The organism is Actinokineospora globicatena, from assembly GCF_024171945.1.
GTDB lineage: Bacteria > Actinomycetota > Actinomycetes > Mycobacteriales > Pseudonocardiaceae > Actinokineospora > Actinokineospora globicatena.
This window is the reverse complement of the sequence record NZ_JAMTCR010000006.1, coordinates 429,043-452,662: the sequence shown is the minus strand read 5'-3', so window position 1 is coordinate 452,662 and position 23,620 is coordinate 429,043. Positions and strand designations below refer to the sequence as shown.

Sequence of the window (23,620 nt, the reverse complement as noted above, 5' to 3'; positions counted from 1 at the left end):
TGGCGGCCCGCTCCGCTTCTGTGTTGTCCACTCGCAGGAGCAGACAATGGCAATCGTAGGTGATGATCGGGGTGTTTCCGCAAGGGGACTCCCTCGGACGCGATGCGGGAAGTGCAAGCGGTTCGCTCGGATGCTGCCCGGTGACACGGAGTGTGCGGCGTGCCTGGGCGTGCTGGCGTTGGAGTTCAGCACTATCGGGACTCCGGTGCACACCTCGGTGCGGGGTGGTTGGTGATGAATAGCGGGGGGAGGTGGGTTGACCCAGCTCCGTTGGAGGTGGCTCGGCCCCGGTTGCCGTGGTGGACCTTGTTGCCGGGTAGGGCCAAGCTGGTGCTGTTGCCGTTCGGGTTGGCGTGGTTCGCGGTCTGGTTGACGGCGAAGCTGGTGCGGTTCGCCTGGTACTACCCGGTCACAGCGACCGCGTTCTTGCTGGGCCAGACAGCGCGGGTGTGGTTGGGGCCGTGGGTTCTCGGCGGCCTGGTGGTGGTTCTGGTACTTGCGCAATCCGTGTGGTGGTGGCGGGATCACGAGACACATGCGCGGTGGTTGCGGTGGGCGCGGACGGAGTACCGGCGGGCGGTGGTGTACGCGTCGCAGTGGCGGACGGTGGTGCGGCTGTCGAACCTGACCGGGACTGCGGGGCGGCGTGAACATCTGCCTAGGTTGAAGCGGGTCCGGTCGGAGGGGTGGCGTGACCGGGTTCGGGTGCGGATGGTCAGGGGGCAGGCGCCGGAGCAGTGGGAAGCGCGGGCGTCGGGCTTGGCGCACTCGTTTGGGTCTCGATCGTGTCGGGTGCGGGTCGTGCGCCCTGGAGTGCTGGAACTGGACCTTGTTCACTCCGACCCGTTGGCGGCCTCAGTTCCGCTACCTGCGTTGGGCGCCACTGAGACGGACCTGCGACGGGTGATCATCGGTCGCACCGAGATGGGCAAGCCGTGGCGGTTGCGGCTCTTGGGCAGCCACATCCTGACCGTGGGGGTCACCGGAGCGGGTAAGGGCTCGCTGTTGTGGTCGATGCTCTGGCAGCTCGCGCCCATGGTGAAGGCAGGCGCTGTGCGCTTGGTGGGCGTGGATCCCAAGGGCGGTATGGAGTTGGGACAGGTTCCGGAGCTGTTCGACCGGGTCGCCTATGACAACGGTGAAGCCGCGGTGACTCTGCTCGAAAGCGTGGCCGTTGAGGTGCGGGAACGAGCCGCGTCGTATCGAGGGTTGCGGCGGTTGTGGGCTCGGGAGACTGGGGAGCCGTTCACGTTGCTGGTGATCGACGAGTTGGCGGACTTGATCGCCTACCAGACCGACAAGCGGCTCAAGGAACGGGCACAGGCGGCGTTGCAGACGATCACGTCCCAGGGGCGGGCACCGGGCTTCGGGGTGTTGGCGTTCGTGCAGGACCCACGCAAGGAGGTCGTGCCGTTCCGGAACCTGTTCCCGACCCGTGTCGCGATGCGCCTGGACGAACACACCCAGGTGGACATGGTCCTGGGCGACGGCGTGCGCGCACGGGGCGCCACCGCGCACGAGATCCCGGAGTCCACGCCTGGTGTCGCGTGGGTGAAGGTCGACGGACAGCGGGACCCGGTGCGGGCGCGGGCGTTCGAGGTGACCGACGGGCACCTGGTGGAGCTGCGGCACTACATCGTCGGCACGTCGGCCACCATCGTGCACCTTCCCAGCCGGGAGCCGGAAGAAGGTGCGGCGGCATGACCAATGTGGTCGATCTTCCAACCAGAGGCCCACTGTCGCGTGATGTCATCCGTGCTACCGCCGAACAACACGGCGTGTGTACCCGCCCGTTCACCATGGAGGTCACCGACTCCGACACCGGTGCCGTGCGGTACATCGGGGTGCCTTGTGGCTCCACTGTGGAGTCAGTGTGCCTGCCGTGCGCTCGCAAGGCTCGGTCCCTGCGGATGACCCAGTGCCGGGAAGGCTGGCACCTCACCGAGGAACCCACCACCGCCACGAGCACACCGACCAGTGATCACCAGGCGCTCACGGAACTGCGGGCTGACCTGGTGGCCGCTTATCAGTCATCGGATGGTGCCGACGCGGATGACCTGCGGGAGGAGATCCGCTCGGTAGATGCCGAACTCCACCAGCTCGGTGTCCGTGGTCGACTGCCCAACCCCGATGGCGCGGGCAAGCGCGCCCCGGTGCGGTCGACCAAGAGGCGTCAGGAGGCGCCGAACCTGCCTCGGCGGCGGGTGGAGAAGCGCACGGTAGGTCGTGAGTACGCGGGTGGGTTCCGGCCCTCGATGTTCGTCACCCTCACCTGCGACACCTACGGGCCCGTCCGCTCCGACGGCTCCCCCGTCAACCCGAACCGGTATGACTACCGGCGGGCAGCCCGAGACGCGGTCCACTTCGCCTCTCTGATCGATCGGTGGTGGCAGAACCTCCGCCGCGTCGTCGGCTGGGACGTGCAGTACTTCGCCACCGTCGAACCCCAGCGACGCGCGGCACCACATCTGCACGCAGCGTTCCGGGGGACCGTGTCACACGAAGTGCTGCGACAGGTCACCGCAGCCACCTACCTCCAAGTCTGGTGGCCCGCCCACGACCAGCCCATCTACAGCGGCGGCCACCTACCGGTGTGGTCCCCGGACACGACCGGATTCGTCGACCCGGACACGCGACAGCCGCTCACCACCTGGGCCGACGCACTCGACCAGGTACAGGCCCCGGCACACGTGGCCACCTTCGGTCCGCAGGTGCACTCCAAGGGCATCCTGGGCGGCACCGAGGAAGCCGGACGACATGTCGGCTACCTGACCAAGTACCTCACCAAATCAACAGGCGAGGTGGTCCAGGCCGACACCCACACTCAACGCGACCACCACGACCGACTCCACGCGGAACTGACAGTGACTCCCTGCTCGCCACGCTGCGCGGTCTGGCTCCTCTACGGCGTCCAACCCCTCGGAGCCACCTCTAGGACCACCCCGGGGCACTGCAAGGGCCGCGCCCATCGCCGCACCACCCTCGGCCTGCCTGGTCGGCGGGTGCTGGTGTCGCGGAAGTGGTCGGGCAAGACCCTCGCCGACCATCGGGCCGACCGATCAGCGTTCGTGGCAGACACGCTGGCAGCGGTCGGCATCGTCAAACAGGCACGAGATACCTCGGCGCTGGTCTGGCGCAAGCTCGCCCCCGGAGACCGCAATGCACCACCCCGAGATCACCTCGTCATGCGCGCCATCGCAGAACGGGTGACATGGCGGGCTGAGTATGACCGGGCGCTCTTGGCCGCGCAGGGGCCACCAGGGTCAGAACTTTCAGCAAATGCGGGGGTGGCGGCGTGAGTGCGATACTTCGGCTGGTAGACGGCGGCTGGTACACCACGGAACAGTTGGCGGAGTTGCTGCACGTGGATGCGTCGACCGTCCGGCGGTGGCGGACGCTGAGACCGTTCCAGGGGCCTGCGTTCGTGCGGGTCTCGGATCGGGTAGTCATGTACTCGGTGCATGACGTCGAGTCGTGGTTGCGCGTTAGGCGAGTGGATCCCGGGGAGGTGGCGGCCTGATGGCGGACCGGGTGAACCTGCCGATCGGGGTGAAGATCAGGTCAAACGTCGAGCACCGGCCAGACCGGGCCAGTCCGTTCAAGGCGCGGGTGCGGTGGACCGATCCGGCGACGAAAAAGCGGGATTCGATCTCCGAGTCCTTCGCCACGGAGGATGAGGCCACGGCGTGGATTAGCGCGATGGACAACGCTGCTGCACGGGGGTTGTCACCACAGCAAGCGGTGGTGTCGTTGTCGGAGTATGGCGACGCGAATATGGACCTTGCGTTGAGGGGGTTGGAACTCAAGACGCGTGATCCGTATATGGCGGGGTGGCGGAAGCGGGTTGTTCCGACACTGGGGCACATCCCGGTCGCCATGGTGACCAATGGGGCGGCGGATCGCGCGGTGATGGGATGGATCGCGGATGAGTGCAGTCGATCGACAGTGAAGAACTCGCTCGCGGTTCTGGTTCGTGTAATGGAGCAAGCCAAGCGGGACGGGATCGTCGATCGGAATCCGGCGCAGGTGCGAGGATGGCAGCAGGTTTACCGCCAAGCGGAGGATGAGCTTGATGATCCGCGTTCGTTGGCGTTGCCGAGCTGGGACGCGTTGAAGCGACTCGCGGACGCGTTGGTCGCCAAGTCGACCGGCAAGTTCGATGGTTGGGGCGACGTCATCGAGTTCATGGGGTGCACAGCCGCACGTATCGGTGAGGCATCGGGGTGTCGGGTGAAGGACATCGACACCACGTCGTGGATCTGGAACGTTCGGCGACAGACAACTCCGGGGCCAGGCGGTTTGGCGGACAAGGGCACCAAGAGCAAGCGGGCGCGGGATGTGCCGATCATCGTCGAGATCCGGGACATGATCGAGCGGCGGATGGCGGAGGTCGATCGCGATCCGGAAGCGCGGCTGTTCACCGGTCCGAGAGGCGGGCGTATCACGACCGCTGTTCTACGGGATGCCACGCACTGGGACGAGGTGGTGACCGACCTCGGCTACGAGCACCTGCGCAGGCACGACCTGCGCCACACCGGGATCACCTGGCTGGCCGATGCCGGTGTTCCGGTGCACGTCCTGCGGGTGATCGCCGGGCACGGGTCCCTCACCACGACCCAGCGCTACATCCACCCCGACAAGCAGTCGATCACGGACGCGGGCGATCTGCTCTCCGCCCACCTGCACGCACCCCGGACACCCCAGCTGCGGGTGGTCTAGGACCATGTCGACTCCATGCAGTGCTCCACGGTCCCCAAACGGTCCCCAAGACCGTCCGAAGTGGATCAAGCCATGATCATGATGCCCTACACAAAGAACGCCCCTCACCTGCGAAAACTCGCAAGCGAGGGGCGTTGCTTCGACCGTCGGGCTGACAGGATTCGAACCTGCGACCCCTTGCCCTTATTCGGCCCCGCCGTGACCACGCGGTCCTACCCGCAGAGTCGTCCCGGCCTGCGATTTCTCTGCGGACGTATCTCGTCCTTTGCAGGTGTCTGCCGGAGGCGTTCTGCGCAGACTCTGCATGCCACGAGCTGTGCACGACCCCTCCGGTATGAACTACTGACAACCTCGTTCCCGCAGGTCGTAGAGGTCAGTACGGCGGTGCCCAGAACCGCTCGCGGTCGTTCCATGGCTGCTGTGCTGCTGCACTCGACTGCTGTACCGCTCGCCATGGGGGCACCGGTAGGAGTTTCATGTCGCGTGGCTACTCGTGAACGCTAGGTCCGTCGCCTAGCAGGCCCGGTATGATTTGCTCTGTCGGTGGCCAGCCGGGCACAGGGATCCGCCGCGCGAGTGCTGCAATCCGCCAGATTCCTTCATCAAAGATCACGATAAAGGAATGCGCAGGTAGCGATTTCCCGGCAGAATAGAACCCCTGATGAATACGCGCAAATGCGACCACAATTTCCATGTCGGGCCCGACGAGGTCGGCCTTGTCCCAGAATGCGTGACCGGAGGAAAGGTCAGAGTAGACAGACTTCCAGTGCGCCGAATAGTCGGAAAACATCTGCTGGGCCAGAGTTCCGTTGGCATCCTCTAACGATAGAGCCTTTACCACGCCATCGTTGCGATCTCGACCCTGCAAATAAAGCCATTGCTGTGCGTAAATGGTGCGCAAGGACGGCGAAAAAAGGGGCCAGAGTTGACGAACTGGCGTACCGTCAAAGAGGCCATCAAGCCATTCGGACACCACGTTCGCGCTGTATGGGATCGGGTTGCCGGAAGATTGCATAATTGACCCTCCTCGAACGACCCTCGACTTTGAGACACTCTACAAGGAGGGGGCTTCCCGCCATCCCGTCGACCTGGCTTCGCTCTACCACGGTGGCCCCAGGGGCGCAGCCCTCGATGGACACCGGCGGCCGTGCAGCCCGTGCTCTGCGCCCCTGGGGCCACCGTGGTAGCCCTCTGGGAGGTCGACGGGATGGCGGGTTGTCCCCCGACGAACCGCCGCGCACAAGCTCCGCCGACCATCCTGGAGACCTGCCGCGCGGCGAGCGCATGTCCTAGACCGGCGCGGAGCCGCCTGGACCTCACCGCCGGTTTCCTCGCCCTGTCCCTCTGCGACCGGGGGTGGAAGCTATTAGTGATCCTGGGGCATGGCTAGCCCTGTACCGCTTAGGCACGCCTCGGCGGTCGGTGCCCGCCCGGGGACCGGCCGAAGGCCGCACGCCCCGGGCGGAGTTGCGCCGAACGCAGAGAACACAGCGTGCCAGCGGGCGCCCGAAGGGCGCCCGCCTTGATGAAGAGAAGAAACTTTGAACACGCCGGTCGTGGCGGCTGCTACGGCTTCAGGCCCTGCCTGGCGCGAGTGCCTGCCCTAAGCTCGTGGTAGCTGGACGCGAAGCTCATCCACCAACCGCGTGCGTCGGTGCTAATGATGGCTTGTGCGAGCTGCTTGGCGGACTCGGTGCGCAGAGCCTGGATGGACGTGTCTTGCCACGGTTCGCTCGCGTAACCCTGTGTCGCGTACTCAGTCGCTTGCAGCAGCGTCTCGATCTTGTCGGCGTCGTGGGCGACCTTCGACTCTAGGGTCTCGGTGTCCTCGTACTCCGCTGTCATACCTTGGAATGCGGCTGCCATCTCGTCCGGCATTCCAGCGGTCTGATGGGCGGTAACGGCCTGTGGCACGGCGGTCGTGACATACGCTCTGCCGACCGAAGGGACATCCCCGATACGCGCCTCATGGACGTCATGCATCAGACAAAGTGCGGCCGTGCGCCCGGGGTCGGCACCCTCCATCGTCGCTAGCACCATCCCGACTAGGCCGACACGAAATGAGTGTTCTGCGACGCTTTCGGGCTGGCGGATACCAAGGAGCAGCCACCCGGAACGAGGAAGGTTCTTCAGGTGGCCTGCCTCGTGCAGGAACGCCCCCACCCCGGCAAGCGGGTGCGTGTGCCCTTCTGCGACGGGCAAACTGGCCTGTCCGGTGACGTACACCCCGCCACCGGGTCGACTTTGGACGAACCCTTCGTCTCGCAACATCCGTATCGCAGAGCCGATGGTCGCTCTGGTTACTCCATAGAACTTGGCCAGTTCGTCGCCAGTGGGCAGTTGAGCCTCTGGGTCTAGTTCGCCGGAGAGAATCGCCGCCCGGATGCTCGCAGCGATCTTGATGTATGGGCTTCGAGGGTCGGCCGGGTCGATTGGCTGCATGCCGCCGAGCATACCTGCTTAGACAGGTGGGCACCTTGCTCGACACGCTTGACATCTTGAGTACTCAGATCTACTGTTGTCTTAGACAGGTTGAGCTGCTGACTAGACAGGGGAGGCCAGAAGTGCTGAAGAACATCCCGGTGGAGCTGAGCGGGCACAGGGTGCGGGTGGAGGAGGCGCCGACGATGAAGATGTACGAGGACGAGGACACGAAGGTGCAGACGGTGGCGAAGGACTTCCACGGTGCGCCGTTGTACGTGGTGAGTGTGTTCCTGAAGCCGTTGCCGGGGCCGGATGGCCGGACCGGGAAGGGCGCTGAGATCAAGGTGACCTTGGAGACCGACCCGGGGGACGAGTTCAGCGTGGGTGACGTGGTGGAGCTGATCAACCCGCGTGTGTCGCACTGGGAGCGGACCAGCAAGGGGCGCACGACGTCGGGTCTGTCGTGGAAGGCGACCGGGATCAAGCCCGTCGGCGCCGCACAGGTCGCGTCGGCCGCGTAGATCGTTCCGGGTGCTGTGCGCCTGGTGTTCTGCCTGCCTTGGGGTCGCCGGTTGATGTGAGTCCCGGTGTGATTCCTCGATAAGCATCGTTGTTTGAGAATTCCATAGTGGATACACCCATGCCTTTTTCCGGCGCGTTGAGTGCGTCGGACGGTGATGTTCGCCCCCGGGTCGGTTGCGGTGCCGGGGGTGTTCATGGCTGTGGAAGGGAGGTGGGTTGTGGGTTACCGGGTGAATCCGGCGCGGGTGATGCGTCGGTGGGTGGCCTTGTTGGATCGGCGGATCGGGTCGCCGTTGCCGGAAGCGGTGGCGGTGATGTCGCCGGAGTTCCAGGAGGGCTACAGGGAAGGGCTTCGGCTCGCACGGGTGACGATCAGACGAGGGGTGTCGTGTGAAGACTGACAACGAGGCGCAGGAGAAGTACTTGGCGCTGGTGTCCGCGATGGACGCGGTGCAGGAGGGGCTCGACGAGCTGGACAAGGTCGTGAAGAGGATGCGGCCGGTGTCGGTGAACTGGCGGACTCGCACGACGAAGGAGTTGCAGGGGTTGCGGCGCAACGCCCAGGCGACGTTGGACGACCTGCGCGACACGGCGAAGAGGTACGAGGCGGACATGATCGCTCGCGAGTGGAGGCCCTGACCATGGCTGCACGGATCAACAACGCGCTCGACGAGATGGACCAGGCGATGACCGAGCTGAAGGACGCGGTGGACGGGATCAAGATCCGCCGGGAGTTCTTCCGCTCGACGCACAAGGCGCTGACCACGGCGGTGGCGCGGTTGACGGTGGAGGTCGCCGACAACGCCTCCTCGTTGTCGGATGACTGATCGACGGCGGTAACGCCGACCAGGTTCGCGAGTTCGGCCCCGTGCCCCGGATGAAGGGGGTGCGGGGCCGTTGTCGTGTCAAGGGAAGGGGAACACGGGGATGCGCAAGCGAGACGAGAAGGGGACGAGGGGGAGCACGCGGCGGCAGGGGGCGGAGTTCCGCGCGGTGAGGTGGGCGGTGAGGCACCCGGGGGTGATGGCCTTGCCCACGGTGGGCGCGGGGGCGGTGATCGAGTGGGGGCCGGGGACGGCGGCGGTGGGCGCGGGGTGGGCCGCTGGTGTGTCGGTGGCGGCGGGGGTGGCGTGGCGGCGGGGCGCGCCCGGGTCGTTCGACTACTACGCGGCGCCGGTGTTGCGGGCGTGGCGGCGCCGGTGGGGCACCTATGTGGGGGTGCGGTGGCGTCGGGTGATGGAGGCGTGCGAGCTGTACCGCACGGACCGGCGCAGCGGGGTCGACGAGTTCCCCCGGGTGGTGCGGGTGCGGGCGTACTCGCCGTCGGTGGACACGGTGGTCGTGCGGATGGTGCGTGGCCAGTCGGCCAAGCAGTACGAGGCCAAGTTGGAAGAGCTCGCGGACACGTTGCGGGTGCGGCGGGTGGCGGTCGAGCGCACCAAGCCCGGCTATGTGGTTCTGGTGATCGAGCGGCGTGAGCCGTTCACGGAGGTGATCGCGGCCCCGGAGATGCCCGGCGACGTCGACGCGGTGGATCTGTCCAGTGTGTACGTGGGGGACACCGAGTACGACACCGATTTCCGGGTCTCGATCACCGGCAACCACGTGTTCGTGGCGGGGGCGACCGGGGCCGGGAAGAACTCGATACCGGCGTCGATCCTGCGGGCCCTGGCGCCGCTGATCCGCGATGGCTTGGTGCGGCTGTGGATCGCCGACCCCAAGCAGTTGGAGTTCTCCAAGCTCGAACCGATCGCCTACCGCTACTCCAGTCTCAGCGAGGCCCCCGACGACGAGGACCTCGACGACGATGGGCACGAGGGCGGGGAGCCGCTGACGATCGCGGCGTTGATCGGGCAGTTCAAGGCCACCATGGCCGCCAAACAGGCACGGATGGCCGCCGACGGTGACCGGACGTTGCGGGTGTCGCCGGAGACACCGTTGGACCTGCTGATCGTCGACGAGATCGGCGCGGTGCTCGCCTACGCCGCAGACCCACGCGAGGCACGCATGGTGTCGAAGGATCTCGCGGTGATCCTCACCCAGGGCCGGGCAACGCTCAACCGGGTGATCGGCCTGGTGCAGGAACCCACCAAGGACACCGTCCCGGTCCGCGACCTGTTCACCCTGCGCGTGTGCCTGCGGGTCACCACGGCGGCACAGGTCGACATGGTGTTGGGCGAGAACGCCCGACTACGCGGGGCGTTGGCCGATGAGATCCCGAACGTGCCCGAGACCGCAGGTATCGGCTACGTGATCCAGCCGCGTTCCCGTGTCCCGCAACGCGTCCGCGCCGCCTACGTCACTGACGCCGAGCTGGACGAGCTGCTCGCGTTCGTCCTGGCCGGACGCGCGGCACTGCACACCGATTCTCCCGAACCACACCTGAAAGCGGTGGCCTGATGAACACCCTTGTCCGCGTTGCCCTCGCCGGGGCCCTGATCGTCGCCCCGGCCGACTCCATCACCACGGCGGCCCTGCCCGGGTTCGCCCTCTACGTCGCGCTCGTGATCACGCTCCTGTTCCACACCAGCCTGTTCCGCACCCGCCTCGACCGCACCGGGGGCCACCGATGACCGCCACCATCCCCACCCTGCTGATCCGCCCGATCCTCGGGGCGGCAACGGACCTGGTGGTCCACGTCGACACCTGCGGCCTGTGCGAGGGACAGGGCTTCTGCGCCGCCCCCGGCGGCGGCGAGAGCTGCGGGGTGTGCCGGGGGACCGGGCTGGCCCGGCTGTGCCCGGACTGCGACGGCCACGGCCACATCACCGACACCTGGTGCTGCGACACCTGCGATGGCGCCGGACAGGTGGCCTGACATGAACCAGACGACAGGAGAGACGACCGTGTGGGGTATCGGCTATCGGCTCTGGCGGGCCTGGCAGTACACCCGCCTCGCTGTGCCTGGCGGGGCGCTGGCCGTGCTGGCCTTGTTCGCCCAGGGCCCGACGTTGCTGTTCTGGCTGCTGGCAGGGGGCACCGTGCTGGTGGTGCTCGGTGCCCGGGTGGTGCTGACGGACCTGGCCCGCCGCGAGGGCGTCACCGAGGGCCGGGAGCGCAGGCGATGAGCCCCCGCCCTGTTCCCTCGCTCGATCCGGCCGACCTCGGACCCCGGTCGCTGGTGCTGCGGCTGCTCACCGGTGCCCGCACGGGTCGGTTGGGGCGGGTCGTGAACTCGGCGGTCGACGTGGACGACACCTGCTCCTCGCCGCTGTGGTCCGACGAGCAGGAGGTGTTCGCCCGCCTGGACGCGGCGGGGTGCTTCACCCCGGACGGCTTCTTCTCGACCTGGTGGGGGCGCGAGGACCACAACGTGCACCTGCCCGCGCTGACCGCGACCGGTGCGGCGCTGCTGGACCGGCTGCACCACAAGGGAACCCGGGAGGACACATGAACCAGCAACTCGACATGTTCGCCACACCCGACACACCCCCGATCCCGACACCAGCACCCGCCCCGGCCGTGCCGGGCACCCGCTCGCGCAAGCAGCGCCCGATGCGCCCGCAGGTCGCCGCCGACGTGCTCGCCGAGATCCACCACGGCAAGCTCGGCGCGCTCGACGACTCCGACCGGATCGTGGTGTTCGAGGACGACGACCGCGTCCGGGTGTCCCTGGACGAGGACACCGCCCTGCACCTGCTCGCACAGCACTACATCGAACGCGGCCCAGCCCGCGACCGCGTCTCCTGCCTGCACGGCGTGATCCGCAAACCCGTCACCCCCCTACGGCTGACCAAGACCGGCCACGCGCTCCTCAAGCGATGGAGCGTGCTGCACCCACTCTAGAAAGGACCTCATCCATGTCCACCCAGGACAGTGACCGACGGCGGATCTCCCTGGTGGACGTGACCGGCAACGTCGTCGCGGTCGTCCTCGGCGGGATCGGCGGCGCGGCGGGCTTCAAACACACCCACGACTGGGCCATCGACAACGGCCAAACCGGCTGGCTCGCCTGGGCTGTGGCGGTGGTCGTGGAGGGCCTGGCGGTGGTCGCGGGGTTCGAGGTGATGCGCGATCACCAACGCGGACACCACAAGCGGGTCACCCTGCCCACCGTCGTCCTGGTCGTCGCGTTCGGCGTGCAGATGGCCGCCCAGGTCTCCGGCGCCCGCGACACCCTCGCCGGATGGCTGCTCGCCGCGATGCCCGCCCTCGGGTTCCTCGTGGTCTGCAAGCTCCTCATGCGTCGCACCGCCACCACGGTCACACCGCCGCCGCAGGCACCCAGGCCGACAGTGGTCGCCGCTTCCCGCCCCGACCACCCGACCCAGGACCCGGTAGCGGCCATCACCACCGGCCCGGACACCACCCCTGAGATCCCCCCGGCCACGCCCAGGGCACCGCGGCTTCCCCCGCCGATCCTGGCCGCGATCCGCACCGAGATCACCACCGCGCGCCGATCCGGCCGCGCACCCACCGTCGAGGACGTGACCCGCGTGGTCGCGCTCCCCCCGGACACCGCCGCACTCGTGTTGGCGGACCTTGACACCCACTGAAGGGGACACCACCGATGAGACACCCGTTCTCCAGCCACGAGGCCACCGTGAGCGTGGACCTGCTCGACAAGGCAGCCGACCAGTCCCTCGGCCTGGCCTCGGGCCGCGCCGTGACCACCACCGGCGACGGCGTGTGGACCTGGGAAGGGGCGGCAGCGGACCACCTGATCAACCGCCTCACCAACGCCGGGTACCTGGCCTGGGAAGGCCGCGTCAACGCCACCTTGCACGAGGACAACGAACCCGTCAGCGTCACCCTGCTCGGCCGGACCCCCTCGGGGACCGCCTTCCGCGACCGGATCAGCGTCGACCCCCGCAGCACCGCCATCGAGTCCGCGATGGCCGCAAGCCTGCTCGTGTGGGCACACGACGGCCACCTCGGCGCCACCCCCGAGTCCTTCGTGGAGAACGTGGAAGGCCCCTGGCAACCGCTCGGCGCACGCCTGGCCGTCATCACCCAAGACTTCCTCGACCTCGGCATCTGCGAGGGCGGCCCCACCATCACCGCACCCGTCAAGGGGCAGGACACCCCCATGACCATCCGGACCGTCCTGCTCACCCTGCAGGGCCGCGCGCTCCTGTCCTGACCCGTCGCCGACCGCGACCACCGACACCGCCCGGGAGGCGGCATGACCCCCCATCACGACCTGAGCGGCATGGACCGGCTCAGCGCGCACGTGGTGCTCACCTACACCCACCGCAACCAGGTGGCCGCAGTCAACCACCGCCACCTGGCCGACTACGACACCGGCACCTGGGAATGGATGGGCACCCTCAACGACACCATGATCCACAACCTTGTCCACTCCGGACACGTCACCACCGACACCACCGTCACTCTCACCCCCGACGGCGACACCGAAGCACTCACCGCGACCCGCCTCACCCTCACACCCCAAGGGCGGGCGCTGCTCGACGACATCAACGCCAACCCGTTCCAGTAGCGGCGATCCCATCACGCTCGGGCGGCGTAACCGTCGCCGCTCACCACGTGTCGGTCACTCAGCCGTAGTCGACCGACGACAACCCGAAGGAGAAGCACGATGCCATCGAACCCGACACAGCCGTTCTGGTCCCGTGAACCGCTGGACTACTACATGTCCCTGCTCGCAGCACAACAGGGCTCCCTCGCGGTCACCCAGGCGGACACGCGGGTACTGGAACGGGACGCGGACCGAGGCTGGATGTGGCTCGGCGCCGCCTACGCCGACAGGGTCCACGACCTCGTCGACCGGGGCGCCCTCGTCCCCGACAACCACCTCACCGTGCGCCCGCACGAGGACACCGACGACGTGCAGGCCCGGCTGCTATCTCTCACCGCCGTTGGCCGCCAGGTGATGACGGACATGGCCTCCCACATCCCCCAGTAGACCCCCGGCCTCCGCCCACCCGGCTCCGGCCACATCACACCCACAGGGAGTGGCACCGTCCACCAACGACGGTGCCACTCCCTGTGTTCCAACCCGATCAGGAGGTGGCAGTGCACACCGTCGACGACCGCATCACCGAACGCATCCGAGCCGCCGACTACCAGGACTGGCGCGCCAAGATGGAGGCCATCGGCGGGTGCGCCAAGCCGATTCGTCTCACCGGCGGCTACGACCTGGTCGACGCCCCCACCGGCCGGGTGATCCACAGCCATGAGGGGGACGTGGTGGTCCCCTGCAACAACCGCCGTGACAGCGTCTGCCCGTCCTGCTCGGCGCGCTACGCCGCCGACGCGTTCCACCTGATGCGCGCGGGCCTCTCCGGCGGCTCCAAAGGCGTCCCCGAGGCGGTCACCACCCACCCCCGCCTGTTCGTCACCCTCACCGCTCCCTCGTTCGGGCCGGTCCACAACCGCTCCATCACCACCCACGGCAAGGTGCGGCGCTGTGCCTGCGGGGACTGCCACCACCAGTACGACCCCCGCATCGGCGCACCCCTGGACCCCGAGGGCTACGACTACGTCGGGGCCGTGCTGTGGCAGGCCAACACCGGCAAGCTGTGGGCGGAGTTCACCCGCCGCGTCCTGCGCACCTGCGCCCGCCTGCTCGGCATCACCATCACCGCGTTCAAGGAACACGCCCGCCTGTCCTACGGCAAGGTCGCCGAATACCAGCGGCGCGGCCTCATCCACTTCCACGCCGTGATCCGCCTCGACGGCCCCGAAGGCCCCGACCTGCCACCCCCCGCCTGGGCCACACCCGACCTGCTCGCCGACGCCGTGCGCCTGGCCACCGCCGCCTGCCAGGTCGACACCGAGCGCCCCGACGGGACCGCGCTGCCGCTGCGCTGGGGCACCCAACTCGACGTCCGCACCATCGCCGCGACCGACGTCGAAGACGACCACGGCGCCATCAGTGAATCCAAACTCGCCGGATACGTCGCCAAATACGCCACCAAAGGCACCGGCAAATCCGAAGCGGCCGACCGCCCCATCCGCTGCCAGGAGGACATCGCCTACCTCCGCGTCAGCGACCACCACCGCCGCATCATCCAGACCGCCTGGGACCTCGGCGAACTCGACAAATACTCGGACCTCAAGCTGCGGCGCTGGGCGCACATGCTCGCCTTCCGAGGCCACTTCCTCACCAAATCCCGCCGCTACTCGACCACCTTCAAAACCATCCGAGGCGACCGGCGCGCGTTCCGCCTGCACGAATCCCTCACCGCCGCCGACCTCGACCCCACCACCACCCTGCTCATCGGCACCTGGGACTTCCTCGGCGCCGGACACGCCAACGACGCCGAACGCGAACTGGCGGCAGCCATCGCCGACCGCCTCGCCCTGCAACGAGCCAGCAAGTACCGACAGGAGGGACCGCAATGACCAAGCTATGGGGACCGAAGCAGCTGGCTGAGTACCTGGGCATCCCGGTGACGACTGTCTATCAGTGGCGCACGAAGGAGTACGGGCCACCAGGGCACCGAGTCGGCAAGCACGTGCGGTTCCTGCCTGAGGACGTTTACACCTGGGTCAAGGCACAGCCGAACGGGTCGCACTGATGGCCCGGGCTTGGATCTACGACCGGAGTGAGTCCATCGGGTACCAGGAGCAGGTAGCCAGGGCCAAGGCGGCCAAGCGCAAGCCGCCGGGCCGTTGGATGGTGCTGCACCTGGACAAGGCCAGCAAGCAGCGGTCCCGCACGTTCGCCACCAAGACGTCGGCCGAGACCTACTACATGGCACTGTTGGCCTCGATCGAGGCCAACACCTATGTGGACCCTGCCGCAGGAAAGGTCAAATTCGCTGAGATAGCTGAAAAGTGGCTCGAATCCCGCCACGATCTGAGGGAGTCCACGTGGTGGAAATACCGAGGACTCCTCGACAACCACGTGATCCCCCGGTGGGGCGACCTGCCGGTCAACGCGATCGATACAGAGGACATCTCGGTGTGGGTCGCCAAGCTGTTGAAGAGTTCCAGCGAGGGAGGGAGTGGGCTGGGACCATCACAGGCTCGGCATGCACTGCGGGTGTTGAGCATGGTTCTCAAGTGGTGCGTTCCCAAGCGCCTCCCGAGCAACCCGGCACGCGGTGTGAAGGCCCCTGTGCTACCGGACGCGGAGCACATCTACCTCTCGTACGCACAGGTGGAGAAGCTGGCGGACTCAGCGGGCAACCTGCGGACCAAGTACAACCAGCCAACGGCCTCGGCGGCGGTGAACCGGGCGTTGATACTGCTGCTGGCGTACACCGGCTTGCGGTGGGGCGAGGCAGCCTCTCTGCGCATCAGCAGGATCGACCTCGCGCGACGGCGCATCAGGGTCGTGTGCACGTTCTACGAGGTTGGTGGCGTGCAGAAGGAAGGGCCGACGAAAACCGGCAAGTCGCGAACAGTCGGATTCCCTGCCTTTCTCGTTCCGATCCTGGCGGAACTCATCGGCGAGCGGCCCGGCGACGAGCTGCTATTCCTCACCAAGCGCGGCCAGTCGCTCCGGGCGAACAACTGGCGGGTGCGGGAGTTCAACGCCGCCGTCACGGCGGCAGATCTGGCGGTCAAGGGGCTGACACCGCACAAGCTCCGTCACACCGCCGCGTCACTGGCGATCGCAGCTGGGGCGGACGTCAAGGTGGTCCAGCTCATGCTGGGTCACAGGGACGCTGCCATGACGGTCAACATCTACGGGCACCTGTGGCCGGACCGCCTGGACGAGGTCGCCGACGTGCTCGATGAGCGGCGTCGGTCCGCGCTCGCCCTGGCGGCATGAGGAACGTCAAACGCCCTGTGCCATGCTGCACATACTCTGCATGGCACAGGGCGTTTGATCGCTCTGTCTCTCTGAGACTGGCGCTGACCTGGGTCAACGTAGCCTCGACCGTCGGGCTGACAGGATTCGAACCTGCGACCCCTTGACCCCCAGTCAAGTGCGCTACCAAACTGCGCCACAGCCCGGCCGCATCCGCTCTTGGCGGGTGCTGGGGAAGACTAGCGCATGGGGGGTTGTGGGGTTCTCAGGGGGGTGGATGAGCGGGGTTGGTGCTGGTCAGGGGCGGGAGGGCGGGGTGCCGAACCAGGTGTGCAGGGCGGTTAGGAGGGAGTCTGGGGTGGGGTCGTTGGGTGGGGGTGTCCAGCAGATGTGGCCGTCGGGGCGGGTGAGGGTGGCGGGGGTTGGGAGGGTGGGGACGAGGGTCGCGTTGACCTGGGGGGACCAGGGGGCGGCGGTTTTCAGGTGGTCGGGACTGGTGGTGAGGAGGACGGCTTTGGCGGGGTGGAACAGGGTGCTGGACCACTTGCCCGGGGTCAGTTCGATATCGGGGAGGCGGCGGCCGAGGAGGGGGTGGGGTGGGCCGGGGAATGGGTAGTGGATGTCCAGACCGGACACCATTCCGGCTAGGTAGCGGTTGGCTTCGGGGAGTTTCGCCAGTTCGGTGATCAGGCGGTGCATGGCGACGGTTTCCGGGGATGGTTGAGGTGGGAGAGTTTGCGCTCGGGTGTTGTCCAGGACTCGGGCGCCTACGGGGTGGCGTTCGGTGTGGTAGGTGTCGAGAAGGCCCTCGGGGGCGCGGCCCTGGACTTGGGCGGCGAGTTTCCAGCCGAGGTTCATCGCGTCCTGAACGCCGAGGTTGAGGCCTTGGCCGCCCGCCGGGAAGTGGATGTGTGCGGCGTCGCCCGCCAGGAGGACGCGGTCGACGCGGTACTGGGCGGCTTGACGGGTGGCGTTGGTGAAACGAGAGGCCCAGCGGACCTCGCCGACCTCGACCTCGTTGCCGTACAACGCGTGCAGCGCCGAGGTGATCTCGTCAACCGACACCGGCACCGCCCGATCCGGGCGCGCCGCAGATGTGTAGATCAAGCGGAAGAGGTCTGGCTCACCCATGGGGATCAGGCCGCCCGACCCCTTGTCGCTGCGCCTGCCGATGGCGTCATGCACCGACCGTAGACGCGTCGGGATGGTCGCCGGTCTGTTCGCGAGGAATACGTCGGCCACGAAAGCGAACAGGCTGGCGTCCGTACCGGGAAAGGCGACGCCGAGCTGCTTGCGGACGGTGCTGCGGCCGCCGTCGCAGCCGACCAGGTACTCCGCCTCGATCTGCAACTCCCCCGCAGCGGTTCGCACAGTGGCCCGAACACCTGCGTCGTCCTGCGTGAACCCGACCAGTTCGTGGCCGCGCGACACCTGGACTCCTTGCTCCGCAAGCCGTTCCTCAAGCGCTCGCTCGACCCCGGCCTGCGGGATGTGCACCTGGTAGGGGTGGCGGGTCTCCCAACCCTCGTAGGTCAACGGCCGTCCACCGAAGTGCCCGCTCCCCCAGTTCCCCAGCGCGTACCGCCGCACGGGTTCCAGCAGTCCGCGCAGGTCGAACACCTCGGCCGTGCGGGGCTGCAGGTTCAGGGCCTTCGACTGCCCGCTGCGTTCAGCCAACCGGTCCAGCACCACCACGCCGACCCCGGCCAGCGCGAGTTCGTTCGCCAACATCAGTCCGGTCGGCCCGCTGCCCACCACGATGACGTCGGTCTTCCTCAACTCCATGACCATCCCTTTACCCCCAAGGCGACTGTCCGGCGTCAAAGCACCACTCCCATCAATACACGCGAACCGGCGACCTCGTCCGATGCGGCACGATGGAAGTGGCGCTTGTCGATTCGGCGTTGTCGCGGTGGTCTGAGGTCTGCGCTGCCGCCAGGCAGGTGCGTTAATCGGTTGCGCCAAGGGCGTCGGGTTCCTACTGTGACCGTGGTGGATACTCGGACGGCCAGGACCGTACGGCTGCTTGCGCTGTGTTTTGGCGCCAACGATCCGGTGCGGCTCGCTCGCTTCTGGGCGGACTTCCTCGGTTGGGAGCAGGCGGATGATGTCACGCTGATTCCCCATGATGACACGGGTTTCCAGATTCGGTTCATCCCCGCGGAGGCGCCGAAGGTGGGGCCGAACCAGGTGCATTTCGATCTGACCAGCACCTCGCTCGAGGATCAGCGGTCGCGGGTGGAGCGGGCCGTTGAGCTCGGGGCCCAGCACATTGACATCGGGCAGCGGCCGGAAGAGGGGCACGTCGTGCTCGCGGATCCCGAGGGCAATGAGTTCTGCGTCATCGAGCCGGGCAACCGGTTCCTCGCCGAGTGCGGCCTCATCGGTGCCCTCGCGGGCGATGGCACGCAGGCGGTCGGCTACTTCTGGGCCAAGGCATTGGACTGGCCGCTGGTGTGGGACCAGGAAGAAGAGACCGCGATCCGCTCCCCGCACGGCGGCCCCAAGCTCACCTGGGGTGGCCCGCCCGTGCTGGCCAAGACCGGGAAGAACCGGCTGCACTTCGATCTCGCCCCACCCGCCGACGGTGATCTAGAGGCGGAGATTGACCGCCTCGTTTTCCTTGGGGCGAAACGACTCGACACCACCGGTGACCGGGTAGCCATGGCCGATCCGGACGGCAACGAGTTCTGCGTGCTGACGCCTAGGTAGCGGGTGGGTACTCCTTCAGCGTGATCGAGTTCGCCGCCTTCTGGATGCCGCCCATCATCTTGCCGCCGCCGGGGAGATGAGGGAGCGCGCGCATGAACTGGTTGCGCATCCAGATCCCACGGCGGGTGCGCGGGGCGAAAGCACCTGGCGGGCGCTTGGAGTTCACCGCCACGTAGTCACGCATCTCCTGGTGGTAACGGGGAAACGCGGCCTGATGATCACCGCAGGCCGCAGCCAACTCGCCTGCGAGGACGTAGGCGCCGACGATGGCCATGCTGGTGCCCATCCCGAGCGAGCCGCCGAACGCGGAGTCACCGAGCAGGACCGTGCGACCGCGGTACCACTCGTCGAGGCGGACCTGGCCGACCCTCGCGAAGTAGAGGTCGTCGGCGCGTCGCATCTGGTCGATAAGCTCGGGCAGCTGCCACCCAGCGCCAGCGAAAACGTTTGCCAGCAGGTCCTTCTGAGCCTGCACACCCCGCCGGTCATGGCCAAGATCTGGCGAGACGAATCCCAGCAACGCCCGCAACTCCCCCGCGCTCCCCACCGGGTACAACAGTGCGACACGCCCACCGACGCCATTGCCCGCAGGCAGGTTGTACATCAACTCCCAGCCATTGAGGTCGAGATCGGTGCGGGCTGGGAAGTACGACAGGTAGTAGCCGAGGTCCCGGACGAAGTCCTTGTCCTGTCCGAACATCAAGGAACGCACACCGGATCGCAGGCCATCGGCGCCGACCACGATGTCAACGGTGCGTGGAGGCGCGTTGTCGAAGGTGACCTTGACGCCATCCGATCCCTCGGCGATATCAGTGATCACGGTGCCGTAGAGGACTTCCACGTCTCCGACGGCATCGGCCAGGATCAGCAGGAGGTCGCCGCGCAGGACCTCGATCTCGGCGATGATCCCGCCTGAGTCGCCGAAGTCGTCCGGCGTCATGGTCCCGACGCGCTTCCCTTTCTCGTTGAGCCAAGCGATTCCGTGCGTGCCGGTGTGGTGGGCCTTGACGGCGTCCAGGATGCCCATCCGCGCCACGACGTCACGGGCGGCGCCGCGGACGTCGATCGCCTGGCCGCCGGAGCGCGGCGCGGGGGCACGTTCGACCAGGACGGGGTGGAAGCCGTGGTGGCGCAGCCAGTAGGCCAGGGACAGCCCGGCGATACCAGCGCCGGAGATGAGAACAGTGCGCATGCCAGGGACCGTAGCCAACCTTTGAGTACAGCGTACGCATGTCCTAGTACGGTTTGACATAAGCAGCACTTGCCATCGAGCGCACTAGTACAGTTCAGCCCGTGGACACTGAAGCGCCCTACCGGACGATCGCCGCGGAGATCCGGGGATGGATCTTGAGCGGCCGGTTGCGCCAAGGCGACCGGATCCCGTCGACCCGGCAGATCTGCGCCAGGTGGGGCGTCGCGATGGCGACCGCGACCAAGGTGATCGCGACGCTGCGGGATGCGGGGCTGGTCGACACCAAGCCGGGCAGCGGGACGATCGTGCGGGCCACCCGACAGCCGTCCACTCCCCGTCGCCGGGAGCTTGACCGTGACCGGGTCGTGCGTGCGGCGATGGCGATCGCGGACGCCGAGGGGATGTCCGCGGTGTCGATGCGCCGGGTGGCGACTGACCTCGGTGTGGCCACGATGTCGTTGTACCGCCACGTGGGCAGCAAGGAGGACCTGACGCTGCTCATGGCCGACGCGGCAGCCGCCGAGGTAGTGCTACGCGCCCAGCCGCCCGCCCACTGGCGCAGCCGCTTGGAGTTCTCGTGCCGTCTGCTGTGGACCATCTGCCGACGGCGGCCCTGGGTTGCGGAGGTGATGTCCATGACCCGACCGAGAGCCGCGCCGCACTTGCTGTTCTACTCGGAGTGGGTGCTGACCGCGTTGCGCGATCTGGGTCTGGGTATGGACGACATGATGTATGTCCACTTGAACCTGTTCAGCCACATCCGTGGTCTGGCACTGTCCGTCCAAGCAGAAGCACGGGAACGTCAAGACACCGGACTTACCAGTGATGAGTGGATGGACACGCAAGAGGCGGCGTTCCTGGGCATCGTCAGCGACGGGCGGTACCCGACGATGGCGCACGTGGTGACCCAGGAGTTCGAACAGGACTTGGACGTCATGTTCGAGTACGGGCTGCGGCTGCTGCTGGACGGGGTAACAGCAGCGGCCGATCGTGGTCCGGCAGGTCGAGCAAGACCTACCGGACCGCGGGGCTAGCGTGCTTGCGGCAGGCCGAACTCATAGTGGTAATCGCGCAGCCACTCAGGCGGACGAACCTCGGGCCGAATCGGGTGGCCCCGCACAACGCTGACGTGCGACGATGCGGTAGGCGAGAGAAGGAGAGACAGGGTGCGGTACGTCAAGGTGGAGGCGGTGGACGGCGGTAGGTACCTCGATCCAACCGAGTACGCCAGGCTGCTGCCCACCTTCGCTGACGCCCTGCCGCCCGGGGCTCGCGCGTTCGCCATGGACCCGGATCGCTATGACTTTCACGGGGGTCGTTGCGTCAAGGACCTCACGCTGCGGGCCGTGGAGCGTGGCGATTCCTGGGTTCGGCTCGACTTCCGGCACAACTGCTGGAAGCACGAGGACGACCTCACCGTCCAGTACACCGGCGTCGTCGACATCACTCCCGCCGATCCTGATCTCGCGGCCCTCAACTCCCTGATGCTCGACGAGATCCTCCCCCACCCCCACGGCTGCACCCACGAGTTCTCCTTCCTCTCCGGCAGACTCATCATCACCAGCCAGGACCTCACCGCGACCTGGACCGACTCCGACTGCCCCGAGCGGCGACCCACCTGACGCGCTCTAGTCCGGTGTGGACAGTTCCAGCATCCGGGTGGTGATGAGCCCGGGATTCTGCAGGTTCAGCACGTGGTTCGCGCCGGGCACAACCTCCGCGTGTGTTGGGGTGCCAGGTGGGCCTTGAACTTGAGGCCGCCGAACAGGAGTGGGCGGATGGTCGGGTCGCCGGTGGTGGTCAGGCGGAGCAAAGCCGGGGGAAGCAGCCAGCGGGTCTGGACCGAGAGCCCGGGTTCACCGAGGGTGTCGACGGCGTAGACCTCGTGCCGCTCGGAGAGGTCCGCGACGTGCGGGTACCAGGTCAGCGACGTGCCCATGAAGCCGGGGAGCAGCACCACCGGCGTGCCGCGACCGACCCCGCTGCGCCGGACCCGGGTCGTGCCGTAGCGCGTCTCGACGTCCACCTCCTCGGCCGGGGCTGGATGTCCGCGTACGCGGCGAGGAAGCCCTCCCGCGCCTTCTCGGTGCCGAATGTGCCGATCATCGGTCGTCCCAGATTTGTGTAGTGCATCTGCACCATCGCCGCCGGGCAGGGGTTGCAGGCGGTGACCTTGCGCGCGGTCGCCGCCGAGGCGGGCTCGACCACCTGTTCACCGGCGACTGACCGGCCTCCCCCGGCGAAAGCCTTGCCCCCGGCCGGGGTCGCCGCGCTATGGTGGGCTTACCGGAATCGGTTCCGGTAAGCTCCCGAGAGGTGGTTACCTGGTGAAGACCCGATCGGCCGCGCGGCTGGCCTCGGCGGTGCTCGTCGCGGCGGTGGCGGTGTCCGTGCCGTCCCCCGCGAGCGCGAGTGGGGGCTTCCACATCGTGTGGGACGACTTCGACAACGGGTTCAGCAGCGAGAAGTGGACTTCCTGGTCGTCCGAGGGGTTCCCGCAGGGGGACGCGAAGCCGACCACCGCGAACGGGGTCCTCACCGTCGTGCCGACCGGGACCAACCCGAGGACGGGTGATCCCGCGTTCCGCTTCACCACCGCGCCCGAGAGCCAGGGCGGCGGCGGTGACCTCGACCAGCTGAAGTGGATCGCGACCGTCAACCACACCGCGAGCAGCGGGTTCCCCGGGTTCGACGCGAAACCCGGGCAGCAGTTGACCTGCCGCCACAAGATCTCCGGGCGCACCTTCGGCACCCGCGAGCACCCCTTCGGCGCGGCCGTGACCAACCCCGAGGGCGACCTGCGGCTGGCCGCGACCTCCACCGCGACCATCGACACCGAGACCCAGGTCGTCACCGACTTCGTGATCACCAACACCACGATCTTCGCCATCTACGAGCGGCTGCCGGTCGCGGGCAAGGACCACGCGGCGTTCACCTACGCCGTACCGGTGGCGTCGCGGCGCCCGGACCAGGTGCACGTCCTGGAGACCGTCCTGGACAACGCCGCGGGCGCGGTCCAGTGGCGGGTGGACGGCCGCACGGCGCTGCGGGTCGACAAGATCGGGCACCGGGTGCTCGACCGCAAGCACCTGCTGATGGACCTCGGCGGCCGCGAGGAACGCGTTTACCCCAGGCAGATGGCGTGCGGGCTCGGCATGTTCACCTTCCTCGCCGGATCGGCGCAGGGCAGCCCGGGCCTGGTCCGGATCTCCGACGCGCCGGGCAAGTACTTCGACACGCTCAAGGGCCAGCCGACCCCGCAGACCTTCCGCGACAACCAGAGCCTCCCGTCGAACCGGCTGTGGGGCCAGGGCGCACGGCTGCGGGTGGACAGCGTGAGCGTGATCTCCACTCCGAAGTAGACGGTCATCGGGCTTCCGGGCGAC

The 23,620-nt window shown here is 67.5% G+C and carries 29 protein-coding genes and 1 tRNA gene; 24 read left to right on the top strand and 6 right to left on the bottom strand.

Features of this window, described 5'->3' with window-relative positions; translation table 11 throughout:
* Positions 1-291 precede the first annotated feature (291 nt).
* From LV79_RS29585 to LV79_RS29570, 4 genes are read left to right on the top strand one after another with little or no spacing between them, the layout of a single operon-like run.
* Positions 292-1,704: an FtsK/SpoIIIE domain-containing protein gene (locus LV79_RS29585; RefSeq protein ID WP_308208972.1), complete on the top strand. Its 1,413-nt coding sequence runs from the start codon at positions 292-294 to the stop codon at positions 1,702-1,704.
* On the top strand, positions 1,701-3,299 hold the full coding sequence (locus LV79_RS29580; RefSeq protein WP_253841574.1) for a replication initiator: 1,599 nt from the start codon (positions 1,701-1,703) through the stop codon (positions 3,297-3,299). Before LV79_RS29585 ends, LV79_RS29580 begins: the two co-directional genes overlap by 4 nt.
* Positions 3,296-3,520, top strand: coding sequence for a helix-turn-helix transcriptional regulator (locus LV79_RS29575; RefSeq protein ID WP_253841573.1), 225 nt, complete (start codon positions 3,296-3,298; stop codon positions 3,518-3,520). The genes LV79_RS29580 and LV79_RS29575 overlap by 4 nt, the downstream gene beginning before the upstream one ends.
* Positions 3,520-4,719, top strand: a complete 1,200-nt coding sequence (locus LV79_RS29570; RefSeq protein ID WP_253841572.1) for a site-specific integrase — start codon at positions 3,520-3,522, stop codon at positions 4,717-4,719. Before LV79_RS29575 ends, LV79_RS29570 begins: the two co-directional genes overlap by 1 nt.
* Before the next feature lie 487 nt (positions 4,720-5,206).
* Here LV79_RS29570 and LV79_RS29565 read toward each other — a convergent pair whose 3' ends face one another.
* Together LV79_RS29565 and LV79_RS29560 are read right to left on the bottom strand one after the other, a co-directional pair.
* Complete coding sequence (locus LV79_RS29565) at positions 5,207-5,734, bottom strand: hypothetical protein (RefSeq protein ID WP_253841571.1); 528 nt, start codon at positions 5,732-5,734, stop codon at positions 5,207-5,209.
* A gap of 551 nt (positions 5,735-6,285) precedes the next feature.
* Positions 6,286-7,161: an HD domain-containing protein gene (locus LV79_RS29560; RefSeq protein ID WP_253841570.1), complete on the bottom strand. Its 876-nt coding sequence runs from the start codon at positions 7,159-7,161 to the stop codon at positions 6,286-6,288.
* 122 nt (positions 7,162-7,283) lie between these two features.
* Here LV79_RS29560 and LV79_RS29555 point away from each other — a divergent pair, with 122 nt between their 5' ends.
* The 16 genes from LV79_RS29555 (at position 7,284) to LV79_RS29480 (ending at position 16,351) form a co-directional block, all read left to right on the top strand.
* Positions 7,284-7,664: a YdcP family protein gene (locus LV79_RS29555; protein WP_253841569.1), complete on the top strand. Its 381-nt coding sequence runs from the start codon at positions 7,284-7,286 to the stop codon at positions 7,662-7,664.
* Between the two features lie 391 nt (positions 7,665-8,055).
* Positions 8,056-8,304, top strand: a complete 249-nt coding sequence (locus tag LV79_RS29550; RefSeq protein WP_253841568.1) for a hypothetical protein — start codon at positions 8,056-8,058, stop codon at positions 8,302-8,304.
* 2 nt (positions 8,305-8,306) lie between these two features.
* Complete coding sequence (locus LV79_RS29545; RefSeq protein WP_253841567.1) at positions 8,307-8,492, top strand: hypothetical protein; 186 nt, start codon at positions 8,307-8,309, stop codon at positions 8,490-8,492.
* A 178-nt stretch (positions 8,493-8,670) separates the two neighbouring features.
* Positions 8,671-10,065, top strand: coding sequence for an FtsK/SpoIIIE domain-containing protein (locus LV79_RS29540; protein WP_308208971.1), 1,395 nt, complete (start codon positions 8,671-8,673; stop codon positions 10,063-10,065).
* Positions 10,065-10,238 (top strand): hypothetical protein, encoded by a 174-nt coding sequence (locus LV79_RS29535; protein ID WP_253841565.1) that lies wholly within the window; start codon positions 10,065-10,067, stop codon positions 10,236-10,238. Before LV79_RS29540 ends, LV79_RS29535 begins: the two co-directional genes overlap by 1 nt.
* Complete coding sequence (locus tag LV79_RS29530) at positions 10,235-10,483, top strand: hypothetical protein (RefSeq protein WP_253841564.1); 249 nt, start codon at positions 10,235-10,237, stop codon at positions 10,481-10,483. Before LV79_RS29535 ends, LV79_RS29530 begins: the two co-directional genes overlap by 4 nt.
* Position 10,484: 1 nt before the next feature.
* On the top strand, positions 10,485-10,733 hold the full coding sequence (locus LV79_RS29525) for a hypothetical protein (RefSeq protein WP_253841563.1): 249 nt from the start codon (positions 10,485-10,487) through the stop codon (positions 10,731-10,733).
* Positions 10,730-11,059 (top strand): hypothetical protein, encoded by a 330-nt coding sequence (locus LV79_RS29520; protein WP_253841562.1) that lies wholly within the window; start codon positions 10,730-10,732, stop codon positions 11,057-11,059. Before LV79_RS29525 ends, LV79_RS29520 begins: the two co-directional genes overlap by 4 nt.
* The gene (locus LV79_RS29515) at positions 11,056-11,451 is read left to right on the top strand and encodes a hypothetical protein (protein WP_253841561.1); all 396 of its coding nucleotides are present in this window, start codon (positions 11,056-11,058) and stop codon (positions 11,449-11,451) included. The genes LV79_RS29520 and LV79_RS29515 overlap by 4 nt, the downstream gene beginning before the upstream one ends.
* 14 nt (positions 11,452-11,465) lie before the next feature.
* Complete coding sequence (locus LV79_RS29510) at positions 11,466-12,161, top strand: DUF2637 domain-containing protein (RefSeq protein ID WP_253841560.1); 696 nt, start codon at positions 11,466-11,468, stop codon at positions 12,159-12,161.
* Between the two features lie 14 nt (positions 12,162-12,175).
* Positions 12,176-12,748 carry a TraB/GumN family protein gene (locus LV79_RS29505; RefSeq protein ID WP_253841559.1) on the top strand — a complete coding sequence of 191 codons (573 nt, stop codon included), beginning with the start codon at positions 12,176-12,178 and terminating at the stop codon, positions 12,746-12,748.
* 42 nt (positions 12,749-12,790) lie between these two features.
* Entirely contained in the window at positions 12,791-13,105 is a 315-nt protein-coding gene (locus LV79_RS29500; RefSeq protein ID WP_253841558.1) for a hypothetical protein, read from the top strand.
* A 99-nt stretch (positions 13,106-13,204) separates the two neighbouring features.
* Positions 13,205-13,531: a hypothetical protein gene (locus LV79_RS29495; protein ID WP_253841557.1), complete on the top strand. Its 327-nt coding sequence runs from the start codon at positions 13,205-13,207 to the stop codon at positions 13,529-13,531.
* 110 nt (positions 13,532-13,641) lie between these two features.
* Positions 13,642-14,973, top strand: coding sequence for a replication initiator (locus LV79_RS29490; RefSeq protein ID WP_253841556.1), 1,332 nt, complete (start codon positions 13,642-13,644; stop codon positions 14,971-14,973).
* A complete protein-coding gene (locus tag LV79_RS29485; protein ID WP_253841555.1) occupies positions 14,970-15,149 on the top strand; it encodes a helix-turn-helix transcriptional regulator in 180 nt (59 codons plus the stop codon). The genes LV79_RS29490 and LV79_RS29485 overlap by 4 nt, the downstream gene beginning before the upstream one ends.
* Positions 15,149-16,351: a tyrosine-type recombinase/integrase gene (locus LV79_RS29480; protein ID WP_253841554.1), complete on the top strand. Its 1,203-nt coding sequence runs from the start codon at positions 15,149-15,151 to the stop codon at positions 16,349-16,351. Before LV79_RS29485 ends, LV79_RS29480 begins: the two co-directional genes overlap by 1 nt.
* A 111-nt stretch (positions 16,352-16,462) precedes the next feature.
* On the opposite strand, the gene LV79_RS29475 is transcribed toward LV79_RS29480, so the two are convergent.
* Both LV79_RS29475 and LV79_RS29470 read right to left on the bottom strand, forming a co-directional pair.
* A tRNA-Pro gene (locus LV79_RS29475) sits at positions 16,463-16,536 on the bottom strand.
* Positions 16,537-16,627: 91 nt separating this feature from the next.
* Positions 16,628-18,115, bottom strand: coding sequence for an FAD-dependent monooxygenase (locus tag LV79_RS29470; RefSeq protein WP_253841553.1), 1,488 nt, complete (start codon positions 18,113-18,115; stop codon positions 16,628-16,630).
* 198 nt (positions 18,116-18,313) lie between these two features.
* Between LV79_RS29470 and LV79_RS29465 the strand changes: the two genes are divergently transcribed.
* Complete coding sequence (locus tag LV79_RS29465) at positions 18,314-19,042, top strand: VOC family protein (protein WP_253841552.1); 729 nt, start codon at positions 18,314-18,316, stop codon at positions 19,040-19,042.
* Here LV79_RS29465 and LV79_RS29460 read toward each other — a convergent pair.
* The gene (locus LV79_RS29460) at positions 19,035-20,234 is read right to left on the bottom strand and encodes an FAD-dependent monooxygenase (RefSeq protein ID WP_253841551.1); all 1,200 of its coding nucleotides are present in this window, start codon (positions 20,232-20,234) and stop codon (positions 19,035-19,037) included. The genes LV79_RS29465 and LV79_RS29460 overlap by 8 nt on opposite strands.
* A 101-nt stretch (positions 20,235-20,335) precedes the next feature.
* Between LV79_RS29460 and LV79_RS29455 the strand changes: the two genes are divergently transcribed.
* Together LV79_RS29455 and LV79_RS29450 are read left to right on the top strand one after the other, a co-directional pair.
* The gene (locus LV79_RS29455; protein WP_253841550.1) at positions 20,336-21,268 is read left to right on the top strand and encodes a TetR/AcrR family transcriptional regulator C-terminal domain-containing protein; all 933 of its coding nucleotides are present in this window, start codon (positions 20,336-20,338) and stop codon (positions 21,266-21,268) included.
* 132 nt (positions 21,269-21,400) lie between these two features.
* Positions 21,401-21,856 (top strand): hypothetical protein, encoded by a 456-nt coding sequence (locus tag LV79_RS29450; protein ID WP_253841549.1) that lies wholly within the window; start codon positions 21,401-21,403, stop codon positions 21,854-21,856.
* Positions 21,857-21,921: 65 nt separating this feature from the next.
* On the opposite strand, the gene LV79_RS29445 is transcribed toward LV79_RS29450, so the two are convergent.
* Positions 21,922-22,260, bottom strand: a complete 339-nt coding sequence (locus tag LV79_RS29445) for an alpha/beta fold hydrolase (RefSeq protein WP_253841548.1) — start codon at positions 22,258-22,260, stop codon at positions 21,922-21,924.
* A 301-nt stretch (positions 22,261-22,561) separates the two neighbouring features.
* Here LV79_RS29445 and LV79_RS29440 point away from each other — a divergent pair, with 301 nt between their 5' ends.
* Positions 22,562-23,596, top strand: a complete 1,035-nt coding sequence (locus LV79_RS29440) for a DUF6081 family protein (RefSeq protein WP_253841547.1) — start codon at positions 22,562-22,564, stop codon at positions 23,594-23,596.
* The last annotated feature ends 24 nt before the right edge of the window (positions 23,597-23,620 follow it).